Origin of the sequence: Clostridium carboxidivorans P7, assembly GCF_001038625.1 — a bacterium.
GTDB classification, from domain to species: Bacteria; Bacillota; Clostridia; order Clostridiales; family Clostridiaceae; genus Clostridium_AM; species Clostridium_AM carboxidivorans.
In genome coordinates this window covers 1,059,781-1,079,292 of record NZ_CP011803.1, presented here as the reverse complement: position 1 = coordinate 1,079,292, position 19,512 = coordinate 1,059,781, and the positions used below count along the sequence as shown (strand labels likewise).

At 32.0% G+C, this 19,512-nt stretch carries 20 protein-coding genes and 1 other annotated feature; of the genes, 3 read left to right on the top strand and 17 right to left on the bottom strand.

The genetic code is table 11. The features are described from left to right. Window positions 1-99: 99 nt before the first annotated feature. The 9 genes from Ccar_RS04660 to Ccar_RS04620 form a co-directional block, all read right to left on the bottom strand. Window positions 100-714, bottom strand: a complete 615-nt coding sequence (locus Ccar_RS04660; RefSeq protein WP_007061792.1) for a permease prefix domain 1-containing protein — start codon at window positions 712-714, stop codon at window positions 100-102. Then, window positions 707-1,051 carry a PadR family transcriptional regulator gene (locus tag Ccar_RS04655; RefSeq protein ID WP_035774842.1) on the bottom strand — a complete coding sequence of 115 codons (345 nt, stop codon included), beginning with the start codon at window positions 1,049-1,051 and terminating at the stop codon, window positions 707-709. Before Ccar_RS04655 ends, Ccar_RS04660 begins: the two co-directional genes overlap by 8 nt. Window positions 1,052-1,378: 327 nt before the next feature. Continuing rightward, the gene (locus Ccar_RS04650) at window positions 1,379-2,788 is read right to left on the bottom strand and encodes a glycoside hydrolase family 1 protein (protein ID WP_007061794.1); all 1,410 of its coding nucleotides are present in this window, start codon (window positions 2,786-2,788) and stop codon (window positions 1,379-1,381) included. An 11-nt stretch (window positions 2,789-2,799) separates the two neighbouring features. Further along, entirely contained in the window at window positions 2,800-3,117 is a 318-nt protein-coding gene (locus tag Ccar_RS04645; protein ID WP_007061795.1) for a nucleotide pyrophosphohydrolase, read from the bottom strand. Between the two features lie 66 nt (window positions 3,118-3,183). Further along, window positions 3,184-3,588 carry a C-GCAxxG-C-C family protein gene (locus Ccar_RS04640; protein ID WP_007061796.1) on the bottom strand — a complete coding sequence of 135 codons (405 nt, stop codon included), beginning with the start codon at window positions 3,586-3,588 and terminating at the stop codon, window positions 3,184-3,186. A 24-nt stretch (window positions 3,589-3,612) separates the two neighbouring features. Further along, entirely contained in the window at window positions 3,613-4,206 is a 594-nt protein-coding gene (locus Ccar_RS04635) for a DUF5105 domain-containing protein (protein WP_007061797.1), read from the bottom strand. 121 nt (window positions 4,207-4,327) lie between these two features. After that, window positions 4,328-4,507, bottom strand: a complete 180-nt coding sequence (locus Ccar_RS04630) for a hypothetical protein (RefSeq protein ID WP_007061798.1) — start codon at window positions 4,505-4,507, stop codon at window positions 4,328-4,330. A 47-nt stretch (window positions 4,508-4,554) separates the two neighbouring features. After that, on the bottom strand, window positions 4,555-5,148 hold the full coding sequence (locus Ccar_RS26035; protein ID WP_007061799.1) for a DUF2812 domain-containing protein: 594 nt from the start codon (window positions 5,146-5,148) through the stop codon (window positions 4,555-4,557). Next, window positions 5,135-5,455, bottom strand: a complete 321-nt coding sequence (locus tag Ccar_RS04620; RefSeq protein ID WP_007061800.1) for a PadR family transcriptional regulator — start codon at window positions 5,453-5,455, stop codon at window positions 5,135-5,137. The genes Ccar_RS26035 and Ccar_RS04620 overlap by 14 nt, the downstream gene beginning before the upstream one ends. A gap of 273 nt (window positions 5,456-5,728) precedes the next feature. Between Ccar_RS04620 and Ccar_RS04615 the strand changes: the two genes are divergently transcribed. Beyond that, a complete protein-coding gene (locus Ccar_RS04615) occupies window positions 5,729-7,441 on the top strand; it encodes a methyl-accepting chemotaxis protein (RefSeq protein ID WP_048029930.1) in 1,713 nt (570 codons plus the stop codon). Window positions 7,442-7,572: 131 nt separating this feature from the next. Beyond that, window positions 7,573-8,739: an iron-containing alcohol dehydrogenase gene (locus Ccar_RS04610; protein WP_007061802.1), complete on the top strand. Its 1,167-nt coding sequence runs from the start codon at window positions 7,573-7,575 to the stop codon at window positions 8,737-8,739. 59 nt (window positions 8,740-8,798) lie between these two features. Here Ccar_RS04610 and Ccar_RS04605 read toward each other — a convergent pair whose 3' ends face one another. The 4 genes from Ccar_RS04605 to Ccar_RS04590 form a co-directional block, all read right to left on the bottom strand. Beyond that, window positions 8,799-9,914, bottom strand: coding sequence for a GerAB/ArcD/ProY family transporter (locus tag Ccar_RS04605; protein ID WP_007061803.1), 1,116 nt, complete (start codon window positions 9,912-9,914; stop codon window positions 8,799-8,801). A gap of 16 nt (window positions 9,915-9,930) precedes the next feature. Further along, window positions 9,931-11,100, bottom strand: a complete 1,170-nt coding sequence (locus Ccar_RS04600; RefSeq protein ID WP_007061804.1) for a Ger(x)C family spore germination protein — start codon at window positions 11,098-11,100, stop codon at window positions 9,931-9,933. Window positions 11,101-11,189: 89 nt separating this feature from the next. Beyond that, a complete protein-coding gene (locus tag Ccar_RS04595) occupies window positions 11,190-12,812 on the bottom strand; it encodes a spore germination protein (protein WP_007061805.1) in 1,623 nt (540 codons plus the stop codon). Window positions 12,813-12,962: 150 nt separating this feature from the next. Beyond that, window positions 12,963-14,282 (bottom strand): MFS transporter, encoded by a 1,320-nt coding sequence (locus Ccar_RS04590; RefSeq protein ID WP_007061806.1) that lies wholly within the window; start codon window positions 14,280-14,282, stop codon window positions 12,963-12,965. Window positions 14,283-14,442: 160 nt separating this feature from the next. Then, window positions 14,443-14,720 (bottom strand) — a binding site (T-box leader). Window positions 14,721-14,867: 147 nt separating this feature from the next. On the opposite strand from Ccar_RS04590, the gene Ccar_RS04585 reads away from it, so the two are divergent. Beyond that, window positions 14,868-15,329: a PPC domain-containing DNA-binding protein gene (locus Ccar_RS04585; protein ID WP_007061807.1), complete on the top strand. Its 462-nt coding sequence runs from the start codon at window positions 14,868-14,870 to the stop codon at window positions 15,327-15,329. Window positions 15,330-15,685: 356 nt separating this feature from the next. Here the strand turns inward: Ccar_RS04585 and grdD are convergent, their stop codons facing one another. The 4 genes from grdD to trxA all read right to left on the bottom strand — a co-directional run bounded on the left by grdD (window position 15,686) and on the right by trxA (window position 19,500). Further along, the gene (grdD, locus tag Ccar_RS04580) at window positions 15,686-16,840 is read right to left on the bottom strand and encodes a glycine/sarcosine/betaine reductase complex component C subunit alpha (protein WP_048029928.1); all 1,155 of its coding nucleotides are present in this window, start codon (window positions 16,838-16,840) and stop codon (window positions 15,686-15,688) included. A gap of 61 nt (window positions 16,841-16,901) precedes the next feature. After that, on the bottom strand, window positions 16,902-18,440 hold the full coding sequence (gene grdC, locus Ccar_RS04575; protein WP_007061810.1) for a glycine/sarcosine/betaine reductase complex component C subunit beta: 1,539 nt from the start codon (window positions 18,438-18,440) through the stop codon (window positions 16,902-16,904). Window positions 18,441-18,535: 95 nt separating this feature from the next. Then, on the bottom strand, window positions 18,536-19,012 hold the full coding sequence (gene grdA, locus Ccar_RS04570; protein WP_081457833.1) for a glycine/sarcosine/betaine reductase complex selenoprotein A: 477 nt from the start codon (window positions 19,010-19,012) through the stop codon (window positions 18,536-18,538). Window positions 19,013-19,176: 164 nt separating this feature from the next. Continuing rightward, window positions 19,177-19,500: a thioredoxin TrxA gene (gene trxA, locus Ccar_RS04560; protein ID WP_007061813.1), complete on the bottom strand. Its 324-nt coding sequence runs from the start codon at window positions 19,498-19,500 to the stop codon at window positions 19,177-19,179. Between the last annotated feature and the right edge of the window lie 12 nt (window positions 19,501-19,512).

Below are 19,512 nucleotides of genomic sequence, written 5' to 3'. Positions count from 1 at the left end.
TAAATAAGCGAATTTCATCAAGTTCCTAGACTTTCACAAACTTCCAGCTCTACCTTAACTTAAAAAATAACATATAGGCTTTTCGTACTGTGCTTAATTCTATCTTTTAACTTTAATGTAATATATTCTTAAAAGTAAAGTTATAACAAAGGTAATTCCCAATATAAATGCCAAACTTCCTATAACGTGATGAGGAAAATAAATCCATACAAAAGTTAAAGGTACACATATAACAAAATCACAAACTATAAATGCTGTTAAAACCAATTCAAGCTTTTTAATAAAATAGTAATAATAAAATGCTATATCCCAAATTGCTAGAGAAATCATAAATATTAAATACGAAATATTTTTAAATCCATTTTTAACTAAATCTTCATTAAAATATTGAATATTTTCACTATTACATAATATCCCAATAATTTGAAAAAATATCCCTATTATAAAAACAATAGCACCAGCTTTTATAAGCATTTTTGTAAATATACTACGATTCTTTAATATGCTGTTCATTTCAGCTACCACAGTATTTTCTTGTCCAAAGCACTGCAAAACCTTAAATATACTCTCCTCTTCACTCAACCCTTGTTTCTTTAATTCTTCCACTTCCTCATACAAATAATTTCTCATTTCTTCTTTTGATATTTTTGCATCTTTATCCGAATTGTCAAAATTCCCATAAATACTATCAATATACTCTTCAATCTTATTCATCTAATATAGCCTCCATAAAATTATTTAGCAACAATTTTAAAAAACTCCATTCTTTTACCTTGATTGAAAAATAATTTCTGCCTTCCTCAGTAATTGTATAGTATCTTCTTCTTCCACCTCCACTGCTTTTATTATCATTCCAATAACCTTTTAAGTAGTTCTTTTTTTCTAAACGTTTTAAAGATACATATAAAGTAACCTCCTTCATTTCAAATTCTTCTTTTGATTTTTCTTTTATCATTTTGGCAATTTCATACCCGTACATATCACCATTTTGTAAAATACTTAATACTATTGTGTCAATATATCCTTTCAATATTTCTTTATCAAACTGCAACACTTTAACCCCCTTAGAAAAATCATTTTATTACACATATTATTATATATAGTACTTTACATTATATAGTAATATTATACTATATAATGGTTAAAATTGATATACCTGGTCACATGTTTTTGTACGACTTATTTATGATTTATTCTACAAAAAGGGCTGCTGCACTAAGTAATTTATATACAATACGTTGTTTTGCAAATTAAAAAGCAATACAATATATTGTAGTAATTAAACTTAATGCAGCAACCCCTATTAAAAGTTCTAATCTCAAAATACACGAGTATTCCAGATACAATTAACAATCAATATTTCAAAATTTTGTACTTTTTAAAGTTCTTCACCATTAGTTTCAATAACTTTCTTGTACCAATAGAAGCTCTTTTTCTTATATCTTTCTAAAGTCCCACTCCCATCATCGTGTCTGTCTACGTATATAAAGCCATATCTCTTTTTAAGTTCAGCAGTTGATGCACTAACTAAATCTATGCATCCCCAAGTAGTGTATCCCCAAAGTTCAACACCATCTTCAATGGCCTCTCTTACTTGAATTAAATGATCTCTTAAATAATTAATTCTATAATCATCATTTACAGTCTTATTGCCATTTTCATCAGTTATTAATTTATCAACAGCACCTAAGCCATTTTCAACTATAAATAATGGTTTTTGATATCTGTCATATAACAAATTAAGTATGTATCTTAATCCTTCTGGATCTATCTGCCATCCCCAATCTGAAGCTTTCAAGTACGGATTTGGTATTCCACCAATAATATTGCCTTCTCCTTTTTTATTCTTTTCTGGATCTGAAGTTGCACAAGCACTCATGTAATAGCTGAAGGAAATAAAATCAACTGTATTTTTTAATATTTCCTCATCACCAGGTTCCATCTTAATTTCTATGTTATTTTCTTTAAAAAATCTATTCATATATCTTGGGTATTGTCCCCTTGCATGAATATCTGCAAAGAAAAGATTTTGTCTATCCTGTTCCATGGCTTTAAGTACATCACTTGGCTTTGGAGTTAATGGATAGTTTGGTACTCCGAGAATCATACATCCAATTTTGAATTCTGGATTTATTTCATGACCAATTTTTACTGCTAATGCACTAGCCACTAATTCATGATGCATTGCTTGATACAAATCCTGCTTGCTTAATTTTTCCTTTGGCGTCAAAATACCTGCACTCATATAAGGCTCATGAGTTGCTGAGTTTATTTCATTAAAGGTCAGCCAGTATTTTACCTTATCCTTATATCTTGTAAATATTGTTCTCACATAGTTTTCAAAAAATCCTATAAGTTTTCTGTTAACCCATCCATCATAATTTTTAGCAAGTGCCAGTGGTGTTTCATAGTGTGAAATTGTAACTAAAGGTTCAATTCCATACTTAGCTAATTCGTCAAATACATTGTCATAAAATTTTAGTCCTTTTTCATTTGGCTCTTTATCATCACCATTAGGAAATATTCTTGACCATGCAATGGATAATCTAAAAGTTTTAAAGCCCATTTCAGCAAACAACTTTATATCTTCCTTATATCTATGATAAAAGTCTATTCCAATAAGCTTCATATTATCTTCTGTTGGTTCCTTAGTTATAGGTCCCTTTATACCTTTTGGTGCTATATCCTGAGTTGACAAACCTTTACCATCTTCATTATATGCGCCTTCACACTGGTTAGCAGCTGTAGCTCCTCCCCATAAAAATCCTTCTGGAAACTTAATTGACATAACTATTCCTCCTATAATTCCGTATATTTTTTACTATTTCCCTTAGCTTTTTCAACTGGATACTTCTTTTCATTCTTATCCATTTTACTATTCATAATATCTTCTAAATCAACCTCTAGAGAATCTGCCATGTGTATACAATAAATCATAACATCAGCAAGCTCCTCAAGTACATGTTCTTTGTCATAGTTTTCTTCATCCCATAAAAAGTTTTCTAAGAGTTCTGCAGCTTCAATTGAAATTGCTTTAGATAGGTTTGCTGGTGTATGGAATTGCTCCCAATCTCTATCAGTTCTAAATTTTCTAATTCTTTTTATTGTATCCTTCATTGTAATTACCTTCCTTTATTTTAGTACAAATTATAAAGGATTCCAAACTAGGAACCCTTTATCAGCTTACTTTTGATTTTCTAAGTATTTTTCCAATATCATAGCAGCATCTTCTACACAACCTCTACAAGAACGTAATACTTTATTTCCAGTTCGTCCTTTCAATTCAGCACATATAACACTGTTATTTTTATCTTTAAATGTTTTTTCCAGCTTCTGTAGTTGTTCATTATTACTGTTTTTCCACTCCGCAGGATCATCTAAGTCTCTTTCTCCATTAATAAAATTATTCACTATGTACATTCCCATAACAGCACCACAAGTCTTAAATGCCCCGCCTCCGTACTTTTTAGAAATTTCCTTTGCTGTACTCTCATCAATTTTCATTTCTTCACAAAATGAGCACGTTACTGCTTGTGCACAATTATATCCATTACCGTGCTTCTCAGCAGCTTTTTCAACTTTTGACATATGACTTCCTCCATTTACTTTTTATTAATTTTTATTGTTATTTATATTACCTGTCTTTGATAATGCCTTACTTAAATTTCCTGTTAAAGCATTTAATAAATCATCATTTGGCTCTATTAGCCATGATTTATCTGATTTTATTAGCTTAATATCAACTTCCGTTGTTGTTTTTGGTGCATTAGGATCATTTATAGCATTTAAGAATCCCTGCAGCAACTGATTTTTTGCATCATTTTCATTTGAATTATTTGCCATAGCTGAAGAAATGAGCAAAGGAAGCATATTAGTCACAACCTTACCATATATCTGTGGCAAATCTAATGATGTAACCTTTACCTTTACAGTAGCATTTTTTCCATCCTCTTTTGATGAAACTTTTTCATAACTCAATTTTGCAAAAACTGCTTTTACAATTTTTTCTTGTTCCTGGTTATCAAATTTAAAATTACCCTTGTCTCCATCCTTTTTCATGTATGTAGCCATAGTAGCAATATCAGATTTTTTAGCTGCATCAAAAAAACTTTTAACAGTTTCTTCTGGTTTAGGACCACATGCTGCTAAACTTAACATTACAACAAATACTGTTACCACAGCAGCAACTTTTCTAAATAGCTTCATAATTTAATCCCCCTTATATTTGGTACATTAAAATTATATTAGTAATGTTGATATTTGTAAATATTCAATATAAAATTCCATGATTAATACTCCAAATAACTTTTCATTACAATATTATTAATCACTTCTTTTGCTTCTTTTTATTAGAATATACTAATGAATCAACCATCGTACCTAATAACATACCTAGCCCCATGCCCATATTTAAATTACCAAAAGCTTTTCCTAAACACATTCCAAGTGACATGCCTATTAGCATATAGAAAACTTCATATTCAGTATCATTATTTTTTTCAACCATTAATTTCTCCCCCAATTAATACATGATAATTAACAATTGTTTAATTATTATAACATTCCGCCTAATCTTCTTTTTATTTTATTTTTTTCTGATATTATTCCCATGATAACAGAGCCAAACAGTATTATAAAAAATATTAAAAGACAACACATTACAGTCAAAATGGCACCTTCTGCTGATACTAAACCAACTTGCTTTAGCCTATCTGCACATATTAATATTGCATTTAACTCAATAATTATTGAAAACATTAAATATAGTCCAAATTTTTTCCAAAGTTTATTATACATATCATATTTTGACTCAGAATCAGTAAAAATTCTTTCAACTTGACCCTCAGAATGAACTTTTCTAAAATAATACCACTTACCTCCAATTCCAGTCCAAGAATAAATTTCGTTCCATCCTGCATCTTCAAATAACTGGTGATAATCTTCTGCATCTTCCTTTGCTGCCACAAAATCAAGTTGATATATATAATCTACTTTTTCCCCTTTAACAAATTCATATTTTGTTGGTATCCCCTTATGAAGTTTTACAAAATGCCATCCTTCTTTAGCCATATTAGATAAAAATTCTTCTTCCTTCTCATATTGATGAACTAAAAAAGACTTTCTAACATACTTTTTATTTTCTTCCATTACTAAATACCTCCCTACCATTTGTATAAAGTTCTTCAATACGTTGAATTTCAGCTTCCAATACTTCTTCTCCTTGTTCAGTAATTTTATAATACTTACGCTTATTTTCCTGTTTTGTAATCATAACTAAATCTGTTTTTTCAAGCTTAGATAATGTTCCATACAAAGTACCAGGCCCTAAATTAATCCTTTCATTTGTAAGCTTTGAAACATATTGCATAACTGCATATCCATGCCGCTCCTCAGTTAATGACAAAAGAATGTAATAAGCAGTTTCACTCATAGGAATAAAATCTTTTATACTCATAATCACTATCTATCCTTTCATGTCGCTCTTCGATATATCGTAACGTGATATATCTTGATGTGACATATTATATCGCAGCGTGATATACATGTCAATATGCTTTTAGAAAATAAGGAGATTTTCTATTGTTGATACATTAATTATTTAAAATATGAAAATTTATACTTTTTTTCTTCTACATTATGGTGTATAATATAAAATATATTATTTAATAATAAATATTACATAGTATTTAATAAAAATTAACAAAAACTTAATTTTAGGAGGATTATTATGAAGTTATTTAGTAATTTAAAAATGAAGCAAAAATTATTATCAGGATTTTTATTTGCAGCACTGTTTGTTTTAGTTGCAGGCATAATTGGTGGAGTTGGCATGAAGAAAATAAATGCAGTGTCAAATGAATTATATAATAGTGACATGAAAACTTTACAAGCTTTAAATGAGTTTGATACAAATACTCTTCATTTGAGACTTGAAATAATAAATCTTGTAGAAAGTAGAGATGCCAGCAAGGCTCAAGATACTATAAATACTAGTAATACATTAAAAAATAGAAATAATGAACTTTTAAGCTCATATAAAAAATTAAATTTAACTCCTGAAGAAAAAAATTTAGTAGATGAACTGGATACTGAACTAACGGACTGGAGAAATATATGCAATGACATACTAAATCTTATGTCTCAAGGAAAATATGATGAAGCAGCTAATCTGAATAAAAAAGCAGCATCCTATAGAGAAAAATTAACTACAACTATTGAAAAATTAGTTAGTATTACTGTAAAAAGAGCAGATAATAGAAATAATTCAAGTTATATCACATACAAAAGCTCACTTTTAGTTATAATTTCTGTTACTTTAATAAGTTTTATTATATCAACATTATTAGGTATTAAAATTACAAATTCTGCACTAAAGGAAATTAATAAGATTTTGAAATTCAGTGAGGATATAAGTAATGGAGTTTTAAATAAATCTATAGAACTTACTAGCAAGGATGAAATAGGTATGATAGCTGAAAAGCTTAATATTGCAGGTGAAAGTATAAAAGTTTTAGTAAAAGAAATAATGCAGAGTACAGATCATATGAATGCTTCAAGCCAGGAGTTATCTGCAACTACAGAAGAAATTTCGTCAATGATGTCTTCTGTAAATGAATCAACAAACCAAATAGCTAAAGGTTCTCAAAACTTAAGTAGTGTCACAGAGGAAATAAGTGCATCAACTCAAGAAATAGATGAAAACATAACTAAACTTTCCCTTAAGGCAAATGAAGCAGCAAATTCTTCAGCTGACATAAAAAAACGTGCAATTAGTATAAAAGAAAAGGCTTCAAGCAGTATAGAAGAAGGCAAAACAATATATGATGAAAAGAGGAAAAATATTATAAAAGCAATTGAAGATGGAAAGATTGTTTCTGAAGTTAAAACTATGTCAGCATCTATTGCAAGTATATCAGAACAGACAAATCTTCTTGCACTTAATGCAGCAATTGAAGCTGCAAGGGCTGGCGAACAAGGAAAAGGCTTTGCTGTTGTAGCTGAAGAAGTTAGAAAATTATCAGAAGAATCCTCAAAGTCAGTTAAAAGTATAAGCCAAATGGTAATTGCTGTAGAAAGTGCTTTTAATAATATATCTAAAAGTGGTAATGACATACTTGATTATATAGCAAATGTAGTTACCCCTAATTATCAATTACTCATGGATACAGGAATTCAATATGAAAAGGACGCCGAATTTATAAATGATATGTCAAATGGTATAAATAATTCCTTAAATCAAATAAAAGAAGTAGTATCACAGGTGAATACAGCCATTGACGATGCAGCTTCTACAGCAGAACAATCTGCATCTGGTTCTGAAGAAATCATTGGAAGTGTAAATGAAGTTACTAAGGCAATTGAAGATATATCATTATCTTCACAAAGTCAAGCTGAACTTTCACAAAAAATTTCACAAATGGTAAACAAGTTTACCGTTTAATCGCAATATTCATATAAATAATATTTTTTTCGACTATTATATTCATTTTTTTGAAAATTGTGATATAATAATATTGACTGTTTTTTTCAATACATAATTATAATTTTTTTTAAAATAAGGGAGGGTATAAAATGTCAAGATTTACATTACCAAGGGATCTTTATTTCGGAGATAATTCTTTAGCTGAACTAAAAAATTTAAAGGGAAAAAAAGCTGTAGTAGTTGTTGGTGGCGGTTCAATGAAAAAATTTGGTTTTCTTGAAAAAGTAGAAAACTACCTAAAAGAAGCTGGTATGGAAGTTAAATTAATTGAAGGTGTTGAACCAGACCCATCCGTTGAAACTGTTTTTAATGGTGCTCAAGTAATGAGAGATTTTGAACCAGATTGGATAGTTTCAATAGGTGGCGGATCTCCAATAGACGCTGCTAAAGCTATGTGGATATTCTATGAATACCCAGACTTTACTTTTGAACAAGCTGTAATTCCTTTTGGAATACCAGAATTAAGACAAAAAGCTAGATTCGTAGCAATACCATCAACAAGTGGAACTGCTACTGAAGTTACAGCTTTCTCAGTAATTACTGATTACAAAGCAAGAATAAAATATCCTTTAGCTGATTTTAATTTAACTCCTGATGTAGCTATCATAGATCCAGCCTTGGCTCAAACAATGCCTCCTAAATTAACTGCTCACACAGGAATGGACGCTTTAACTCATGCTATTGAAGCTTATGTTGCATCTGCAAGATCTCACTTTTCTGATCCACTTGCAATGCAGGCAATAGTTATGGTAAGAGAACACTTAATTAAATCCTATAGTGGAGATAAAGAAGCAAGAAATGAAATGCATATAGCTCAGTGCCTAGCTGGAATGGCATTTTCAAATGCTTTACTTGGAATAGTACACAGTATGGCTCATAAAAGTGGTGCTGTATTCCATATTCCACACGGCTGTGCTAATGCCATATATCTTCCATATGTAATTCAATTTAATAGAAAAGCTTCTGAAAGCAGATTTGCTGTTATAGCTAAAACTCTAGGATTGGATGGAAATACTGATGCTGACTTAACAGATTCGTTAGTAGCTATGATTAGAGATATGAATAAACAGCTAGATATTCCATTAACATTAAAAGATTATGGTATAACCGAAGAAGATTTTAATGAAAATGTAGACTTTATATCTAAAAATGCTCTTACAGATGCATGTACAGGTTCTAACCCAAGAGAAATAGATTTTGACCAAATGAAAAAATTATTCCAGTGCACATTTACAGGTGAGGATTGCACTTTTTAATCTATAAACCTTAAAAAATAAACACATATCAGATGGTATTAAACCCATTTGGTATGTGTTTATTTATTATCTTTAGAAGATAGAAGCATTTTTTTAATAACCAATGCTAAAAGGAGTATTAAAGGCACTGCAAAATCAACTGGAAGAGAAATGTACTGCCATATGTGTTCTCTTAACTTTAAAAATAATACTCTATCGTGACCTATATAATATGTAACAATTATCATAATTAGACCAAAAGCAATAATAATAAATGGATTTCTCTTCTTTATTCCAACAGTTTGATTAAAAGACTCTAAAGAACAAAATGTCATAACTCCTGCTTGATTCATTATACTCCAATACCATAGAGCTACCATAAATGATTCAAAACGATGTAGATATTGAGTAATCTGAATAGATCTTACAAAATCCATGCTGGCAATACGCATTAAGGCTACCACTTGAGGTCCCATGACCATCAATTCTACAATAAAATAGAAAATAAAGAACGAGCCTCCAATTAATAAACCTGAAGCAGCTGCACCATAAGCTTTTTCCTTATCACTAATCATTGGGAAAATCATTGCTATAAGCATTTGAGAAGGACCAACAAATGTATCCCCTTTTAAGCTGGATTTAAATACATGTATAACTCCCGAGTCAAAGATTGGTGTAATTCTGTTAATATCTATTTCAGCTAAAGAAGCCATCAAAACTAATAAATAAAAAATTATAGCTGCACCAAAAGCAATGACGCTTGTTCTTGCAATGACTTCAGGTCCTTTCCATACTAAATAACATATCACAAAAATATGTAGTATAGACACCACCAAAAAAGGTGTTTGAGGTAATAAAAAATCACTAAGATGGTGTACGTACATTGATATTGAACTAGCTGCAATAAGGAAAAAATATATTGTAAGCATCAATCCTAAAATTTTTCCAAATACACGTCCTAAAAGCTTATGGCTGTATTCTACCATTGTTTTATCTGGAAATTTATTTCCAACATAAATGACAATATAAGCAAACAACAGTACAGTAAGCACACTTATAATTCCACTTATCCACATGTCACGTCCCACTTCTCTAGCTAAAATACCACTTCCATAATTGATTGTTGCAGGCCACATAAAGGCAATAATAATATCTCTAAACTGCTTATTGTTAATTACTTCTTTTTGTTTCATCATATTACCTATTGCTCCTTTACTGTGCATTTTTCTTTTGAGTTTTTATTGGTTCTAGTGGCTTTGCCAAAGATACATGATGAATTTTCACTTTTACATCAACAGCAACTTCACTATTTCTAAAAAGTTTATCCCATTCAGAAGATATTTGATGCCACTGCTCTTTATGCTGTTTATGTAACGTGCGGCTTAATCCTGGAAAGTCTACTTGCATGTTCTTTGCCATTGTTATGGTAGATTGTATATCCTTTGAAATAGCTGTTCCAAGTGCAATTTCCAGTTCATGAAGTTTCTGTCTATCATTAAAATCTGTAAGGCAGGATTGTTCAGTAATAATAGCATCAGCTTTAACATTAATCGTAAAATGGGGGACATCCTTTTCCATGTAACTTTTAATAGATGATTTAGCATTTTTAATTTCCAATGTTACAGGATTATTATCATATGGACAATTTACAACCATCACAGAATCATCCATTTTATTTTTAATCCATAAAAGTCCTCTTGTATCCTCTTCCCTAAGCACAGCAGACAATTTATTGCCATCAAAAACATATGCGCCACTGGTTTTTAAAACTGGTTCTGATTTTGATTTATCAAAAACAATTCTAGAAGTTACTGGGCCTACACTTGGATCAAGATAATCTTCCATAAAATCTTTTAACATTATACTATAGGACCTACCAGTTAACTTTTGATTCTTAATTATTTTTTCCAAGTATTGTGCTGGATCTTTTTCCATTATAGGTACAACATCAATAAGCTTTGACGCTTCCTCTGGAGTAACTGCAATTAAAGTTCTCAAACGAAGTTCAGGATTTCGAATGAAAAAATCAAATATCTCAAGGGTATTTCCTCTTGCCAGCTGCTCGCTTATAATTATTACCTTAATATGAGACCAAAAAATACGACGGGAAGATACAGATGCCATATTACGTACTGCTTCAAAGATGGTTTTGCCATTACTTGTGATTACCCAAAAAGGTTTAGGCTTTTGAGTACCAGTACCTGATGGTGTCTTGCTGTAAGTTTCTGGGCTTGCCATTTGTGCCGTTACCTTAAATCCAGAACTAGTTTTATCTAAGGCAATACTAAGTACAAAACCAAGTTCATCAATTTCCCTAGCATTCCAACAGCCAGTTTGTGAAATGGAAAGTATAAGAACTAGTACAAGGGCTATCTTCCTCATCTTCACCTCTCCTTTTGCTCTAAAACAAGATTATCCGATTTCTCCATCCAATCTTCTATCAAATTGGATGATAAGCACTTCATCTGAACCTAAGAATTACTTGATTTGTTATCATTACCTCCACCAGAATCTGACTTTGGCTCTGGCTTCATATTAGGCATCTCTCTTCTAATTCCTCCTCTAGCAATATACTTAGGAAGTCGATTCATTCTCCACCATGGAGATCTAATAAAAATATCTTTAAATTCATTTTTATTTGCTGATACAAAAGGCTCCATGTAGTTTACACCAAAAGAACGCAAGCTGTTTAAGTGAATAATTATTATACTCAATCCTGCCAGTATTCCAGGCAGTCCAAGTATGGAGGCCAGCATCATCAAAGGAAATCTAAGCAAACGACCTGAAGCTGCTGCATTAAAAGCTGGAATGGCAAAAGAACTTATTCCTGTTATGGATACTACAATTACCATAGCTTGTGAAACAATACCTGCTTGAACTGCAGCCTGACCTATAACAAGACCTCCTACTATACTTACAGCCTGACCTGCCTGCCTAGGCAAACGCAAACCTGCCTCCCTTAAAATCTCAAATGTACCTTCCATCATAAATGCTTCTCCTATGCTGGGAAAAGGTACTCCTTCACGAGAAGCTGCAATTGATAATGCCAATGTGGTAGGAATCATTTCCTGATGAAAACTTGTTAATGCAATATACATTGCAGGAAAAGTAACTGAAACAAAATAAGCCACAATCCTAACACATCTTGTTAAGGACCCTATTGGAAAACGTTCATAATAATCATCTGCTGCCTGCATAAACTGAAAAAAGATTGTAGGAACCATAAGTACATAAGGAGTTGTATCTATAAGAACGGCCACTCTTCCTTCTAATATTGACGCTGAAACCTTATCTGGTCGTTCACTATGCTCTATTTGAGGAAATGGAGACATAGGAGTATCTTCTATTAATTCTTCAATATAACCACTCTCAAGTATACCGTCAATTTCAATCCTTCCCAAACGTTTTCTAACTTCCTGCACTACCCCTTCCTTCGCTGTACCTTCAAGATAAACTATTAATACCATTGTTTTAGTCTTTGTACCTATTCTAAATAATTCAACTCTTAAATTAGGACTTTTTATACGACGCCTTATTAGTGCAGTATTATTTTCTATGTTTTCTGTAAAACCATCCTTTGGTCCTCTTACTACATTTTCAGAGGTTGGTTCAGAAATTGCTCTATCTTTCCATCCTGAGCTTCCTGTTATGAGCACTTTGTCCATTTTATCCAACAAAAGGATAGTGTTTCCATCAATCAATTCACTCACTATTTTATCAACATCAAATTCTTCATTTAGATAAGTATTAGGTATGCCATATTCTTTTATAGTTTGAAAAAACTCGACATTATCTTTCGCACCACTAAACCTATCATTTAACATTAATGCTCCAATAACTTGTTCATTAACAACCTCTCTTTCAACTAAACCTTTAATAAAAATAACTGCTGCCTTCATTTCAGTTCCTGGAGCAACAGTAAATTTTCTAACTGTTACATCACTTGAAAACCCCACTTTTTCTTTTATTTTGTTAATGTTGGAATCTAAATCCAAGGAAAGTTTTATCTTCTGCTGCAATTTTTCTTCAATTTTTTCATGCCTTTGTTCAGTTTTATTTTTTTTCACTTTATGAAAATACTTGAAAATTGACATAATAAAACCTCCTTTAAAGCAACTAAATTATAGATTTAGTATGTTTTAATATAATTAGAATTATTCACATATAAGCTTTTAAAGGTATGGAAATTAAAGAAAATAAAGCACTATCAAATATTTCTAAATGATAATGCTTTGTAATATTATTTATTCAACTTCAACTTTATTCAAATCATCATTTTCCTGTTTGCATGACATATTTACGTGAGCTTTTTCTTTAAGTGTAAGCATGGTAATGCCTGCAATTATAAGTGACACAGCCAGGTAAACATATGCAGCTGAATAAGATCCTGTACTAGTTTTAATAAATCCAACCAAATAAGGTCCAACCCAGCCTCCTAAATTTCCTACAGAGTTAATTAAACCAGTGGCACCAGCTGCTGCTGGGCCAGATAAAAATGATATAGGCACTGTCCACCATACTCCCATTCCTACATATACACCTACAGCAGTAACACAGGTAAATATGAAACTCAATACAGGATTAGATACCAAAGTTCCTAAAGCCATACCTACAGCTCCAATAAAAAGTGGAAGAGCTATATGCCATTTGGTTTCCCCTGTCTTTGATGTAGAATTACCATTAATTATGAAACCAATAAGTGCTGCTGACATAGGTATTATAATTAACCAACTGACACTGGAGTTGCTCAATCCAGAAATTGATTTAAGTACTGTTGGCAGCCAAAAACCAAAGCCCCAAAATCCTGTAACCCACATAAAATATATAAAACATAATTTAAGTACAGTCTTATCCTTCAATGCTTCCCATAATGTATATTTCTTTATAGAATTTTTTGCAGCAATCTCTTTTTCGTATTCTTCTTGTAATGATTTTTTTTCTTCTGCAGTTAACCAATTAACATCTTTAGGCCAATCCTTCAACCAAAAAATAAGAATGATTCCAAAAACAAACGCCATAGTTCCTTCTAAAATAAATAACATTTGCCAACCTCTTAGTCCAAAAGCTGTAATACCTAATATCATTCCTGCTAGAGGAGAACCAATAATGCTTGAAACTAACATAGAAGTTAACAATATTGAAAGTGCCTTAGGCCTCTCCTTTGCATTAAACCAACGAGGAACAATAGCTGAATAACAAACTGGATAGAAACTTGCTTCTGCAGCTCCTACCAAAAAACGAACTATGTAAAACTGAAGTTCCGTTTGTACAAAACCCATAAGTGCAGTAACGATACCCCAAGTAATCATAATTCTAACAACCCATTTACTTGGACTGCGTTTCTCTGCAAATACTGTACCAGGTACTTCGAATACCACATATCCGAAAAATAGAATACCTGCCCCCATTCCAAAAACCTGCGCACTAAATCCTAGGTCTTTATTCATTGTCAAAGCTGCATAGGATATATTGAGTCTATCAATATATGCCAGCATTGAAGCAATAAACAAAGGCAAGATAACATTTAAATACTTTCTTTTAGTTAGACTACCTTCAATTGTCATAACTTTTAGCCCCCTTTTTTACTTTTGTATCATATTATTGTATTGTAATTTGCCCCAATTTTTTTTAATATTCCAATACAAAACTACCCTCCTTTCTCATTTGTATATATTTTTATAAATAAAAAAATCTTTCATCTTTATAAACACAATTTAATGCATTCATAAGGACGAAAGATTGATCTCCGTGGTACCACCTTATTTGCAATTAGATATACTAATTACCTCTCAATTTCAGGTCGACTTTAAATAAAAAACTTTATTTAACATGAACCATAACCATATATCGTTGGTATACGTCCTCATTTACTTGGCAAAAGCCTTTCTAATTGGAAGCTCCGGAGTGATTAATTACATATTTAAATTAACACCAACTTACACCAACCGTTGATTCTCTTAAGTTAATACAATAAATACTTTTTTCTCCATCAAAGCTTATATTATTAATATGTTGTTAAGTATAGTATCTTTTTTCTAAATTGTCAAATATTTTTTTCTTTAAAAATATTGGAATAATGTAGTATAATCATTTTATATAAAAAATTAATTGCTGTACAAATTATATACAATATCCAAGGAGTGATAATAATGATATACTCGGAGTTAAAATTAGGACGAACTTTTGGAATCAGATTTGAGCATGGGAAAGATTTTATGACTGAACTTGAAGAATTCTGCAGGGTAAACAATATAAAACAAGGATACGTGCCATTCTTCTCTGGAGATTTTAGTGAAATAAATATAGTTGGTACCTGCGGCAAAATGGAAAATCCTCAAGCACCAATGCTAAATTCACCAGCATATTTTGAAAATGTAGAAACCTTTGGCTGCGGCACAATAGCCTATGATAAAGAAACTGGAAAAATACTTCCACATTTTCATATAAGCATTGGAAGCAGACTTAATTCAGCCACAGCACACACCAGTCACTTTATCAGTGGAAAGGTTCAATTTCTAATTGAGATGGTATTCGTAGAAGTTTTATCTCCTTCGATGGAAAGAATTACAGATGAAAATGTATTTAACCTTAAACTTCTAGACTTCATTTAGGGTTTTACAAATACATTCTTGTAAACAAAATACAGCAAGGGAACGTTTTAAGTTCCCTTGCTTATACATATTTAAACACATGAGAGAGTTCTTTATACAAGTTGTTGTTGGAAATTCATTTCTATAAACTAGTGTTCCAACTATTTTCTAATATCAATAATCCATTCTTTTGCAAGCTTCCATAAGCTTGATTGAAAATCTTCTTCCTGCATAACTCCTGATTTTATTAACTTATCATATTTAATCTTCCTTCATTTTCTAAAACGTCAAGAATGCTTGCATCTTGTCTGGTCCATATTTTTATTTTTTCTCCCATAAAATCACCTTTATATTTTATATATATTAGGTAACTATTACTACTTAAATCCATTCTTTATAAGTACATTAACAGCATTTTCGCTTTCATCTTCACTTACTAAAACTATTGGACCAGTACATCCCATTCCGCTCTCAGAATATATTCCTTCCTTCCAAAGTGATCTACAAGCATCTTCAAGCTCAAGAATATCAATTCCAGGTATTCCGTATGTTACTACTTTTTTAGGTGGCATCTTGACTTCTTCTACTGCAGCTGCTGGTTTATCTTTTTCAAGTATTTTTCCTATTATTTCTTTTAAACCTGCTGCATTAGCATTTTTATACTCAATATCAGCAAGCTTCAGTAAATTATTTTTTGCAGAAAGTGCACAATATTTTAATGCTTCACAAATTAATGGAGCTCCAGATGCTCTTGATACTATATTAATTATCTTATCATAGCCTTCTCCTACTCCTGGACCATATCCATATCCAGTAGTTTCATAGTTTCCACCTGTTGTAAATGAAGCAAATATCTTTATAAGTAAGTTACCTGTTAAGGAATCACAAACCATAATATCAGGTGTTCCTGCCAGCAGATCATTTCCTCTCATGACTGAACCTCCATCAGCTCTCAAGGATTCACTAAAAGTAAACTTATATCCTCTACTTTGCAATTCTTTAAGTGCTCTCTCAACACCTCTAGCTCCATCTACATTTAATATTCCAACCTTAGGCTCCTCAATACCACAAGCTTTTGCAACGGCTATTCCATTTATAGTGTTTTTAATCATTCCTTCAACTCTATGAGTGGCTGTTGTTCCTGTAGTTGTGGCAATTATCATTTCTCTTCCTAAACCTGGTGCAATAACTTTTCCAACTGTTGAAACCCCTATAGGAAAATCAAAATGCTGAGTGACACATCCATCTATTACTTTACTATCTAACAATTCCACCATTTTTTTATGACCTTCTTCAGCATCACTAACTTCAACTATTTCAAAGTCACCTTCAACTTTAGGGCCTATTAAAACTATATCAAAATCACCATATTTGTTCTTCGCAAGTGCTGCAGCTTTCATCATCTCTTCAACACCATGTTCTGAACCAAAAGTGGTTAATCCAATTTTAACTCTTTTTCCGAAACTTCCATTTATAATTCCATCAGCTATTTCATCAAATACTTCTGCAATTACTTTTTTAGTTTGCTCCACGTTGCTCCCTCCTTTTTATTAGCATCTATTCAATACTTTCTAATGTCTATAATACCATTATTTATTCTTCCATCATTTTAGATGCAAATTTTTTTAATTCTTCAGCTATCATGTTCTTAATTTCTTCTTTTGAAACTGAAGCTTCGTCACTTTCTGATGCGCCAGTATTCTTATCAACTAATATTGAAATTCCATCGAACAAGTTAGTCATTCTTCCTAAGAACAAGCTTCCTTTTCCTATTAACATAAAGTTATTTAATTTTCCCGCCATTATATGTTCAATGCCATGACCAATTATAGGTACTCCTGATGGTATATGACCTTGTGTTGGTGCATATCCTGGGTATCCATGTTTTACAACAAAATTTGCTAACTCTTTTCTCTCTAATTGTCCGCTCTTTACAGCAAGCGCTCCTATCATCTTATAGTTTTGAGTTGGAACATCTCCTGCTCCTGCTGGTTCCGTTAAATCTGGAGTTTGAAGTTCTGGAGCAAATTTATCAACATCTGTAATTTTTAGTCCATTCTTACTTAATGGATCTGAAACTAATGCTTCTAAAACTGCTTGTGGTGCAGCACCATGTCCAATACTATGTCTTCCTATTACATCTGTTCTTAAAATTGGACTTACACCATCATTTTCAGATATTAGTATTGCAAATCCTCCTAAGCAATCTTCTAAAACAGGTAATCCTTTTTTAACATGATCTTTACCATTCATTCCAAGCTTAGCAGTAGCTCCACCAGCAAAAACTATTACATTTTTATAAATGCCTGCTTTAACTAATGCTGCTGCTGCAACTATTGAGTGTGAAGGACCCGCACAAAAGCCTCTCATATCTGAACCTGTAGCACCTTTAATTCCTGCAATTTCGCCACAAGCCTTAGCCATATTTCCGCCGCCTCGCTGATTCATATCGCCTATAGCTTCTTCTGAACATTCAATTAAGTATTCTACCTCATTAACATCTACCCCTGAGTTCTTTACCAGATGCATTAATGCAAGTACCCCAGATGCCTTAACAGCTAAATTTTCAACAATAATATGTGAAGTTAAATTTTTATCAAATTCGTGAGCTCTTTTTACACAACCAACAAGCTTGCCATTATCATATAAACCTTCAGCTATATGATTTTCTATTAGCTTTTCTATTTCAGATAAGTCTATTCCTTCCTTTAACTCGTCAGCTTTAATCTTTAAAACAGCATGAGACTTAAACTTTTCTCTAACAGACTCTGTGAAATTCTTCTCTAACAAAACAAGATCAAATACATCACTTATTTTCATCAAACCATAGAACTCATCTTGAGGCATGATTTCACCAAACTTACCAAATCTGGACAAACCTTCAACCTTTTCATCATACCATGGTCTTTTTCTTTCACTTAATTCTTCTGGAGTCATGTTTCCAATATAAGTTTGATTTGGTGCATAACTAACAACATCTTCAAAAGATCTTAAGTGATTTTGTATCTCCTTTAAATATTCTGATTCTGGATTTGTTTCTCTTTCTAGGGTTTGAGTAGTACCATTGTGCAATATCATATCTGGTGTATTTACTAATACATAAGCCGCTTTTTTTATTACTGGAAAACTCATTTTTAAAACCTCCATCCATTATGTTCAGTTATTGTATATTCAAAAACAGCATGCATTTCTGCATGCCATTTTTAGATCGTTAAAGTTGCCTATAACTATTTATTGTACTTTGAATATTCATCTCTAATAGGCTTTACTTCACTAATAATTGCATCAACATCAAGAACCATTTCCATCATTCCACACTGCTCATCATAAACAGCTGCATCAAATTCATCTTTAACTTCTGGTTCTACCGCGTGATATACTCCAAGACCTAATGCAATTCCTGCAAGTGGTCCTGCGAAAGTTGGATCTCCAGCAGCTACAGTTTCTGCTGATAGTCCTGAAGCCTCTGCTTCAGCTCCTCCTATTATTACAATCACGTTTTCAGCACCGTATTTTTCAGTTAAATCTTTTACTCTTTGTTGGATCTCCAGATCCATAGCACCTGCGGCTGTTCAAACAAAGCATTCTGTGGAAGCAAATACAACTTCTGCTTTCGCACTTTTAGCACATTCTTCGATAGCTGGACCTGGAATTCCATCCCTGTCACCTATTGCAATTATTTTTTTTCCTTCTAATAAACTCATAATTTTTTTCCTCCTTTTAGTCGGAAACACTGGGTAATTAACCCTATTCGCTCCCGCTCATGAATTACCCGCCAACGCCCATTTAGGGCTTTGGCCTCCTTTTAGTCGGAACGCGGGGTAATTAACCCCATTCGCTCCGCTCACAAATTACCTTTTAAATTTAATTAAGCACCAATGTGTTTAATAATCATTGCTTCAATGTTTGCTTTTGTAGCATCATCCTTTATGACTTCTTCAATTTTTTCTCCATCTTTATAAAGTATAATTGTAGGAAGTCCCAGTACTCTTTGTGAAATAGCTAATCTTCTAGCTTTTGTAGTATTCAACTTGCAAAATTTAACTTTCCCTTCAAATTTAACTGATAATTCTTCTATATCTGGTAACAATGCCTGACAAGGTACACAACCATCTCCATAATAATCAACAAGTGTATAACCTTCAGATTCTAAAACTTCACCTTTAAATGTCTCTTTGTCTAAGATTATCATATTAACTTCCTC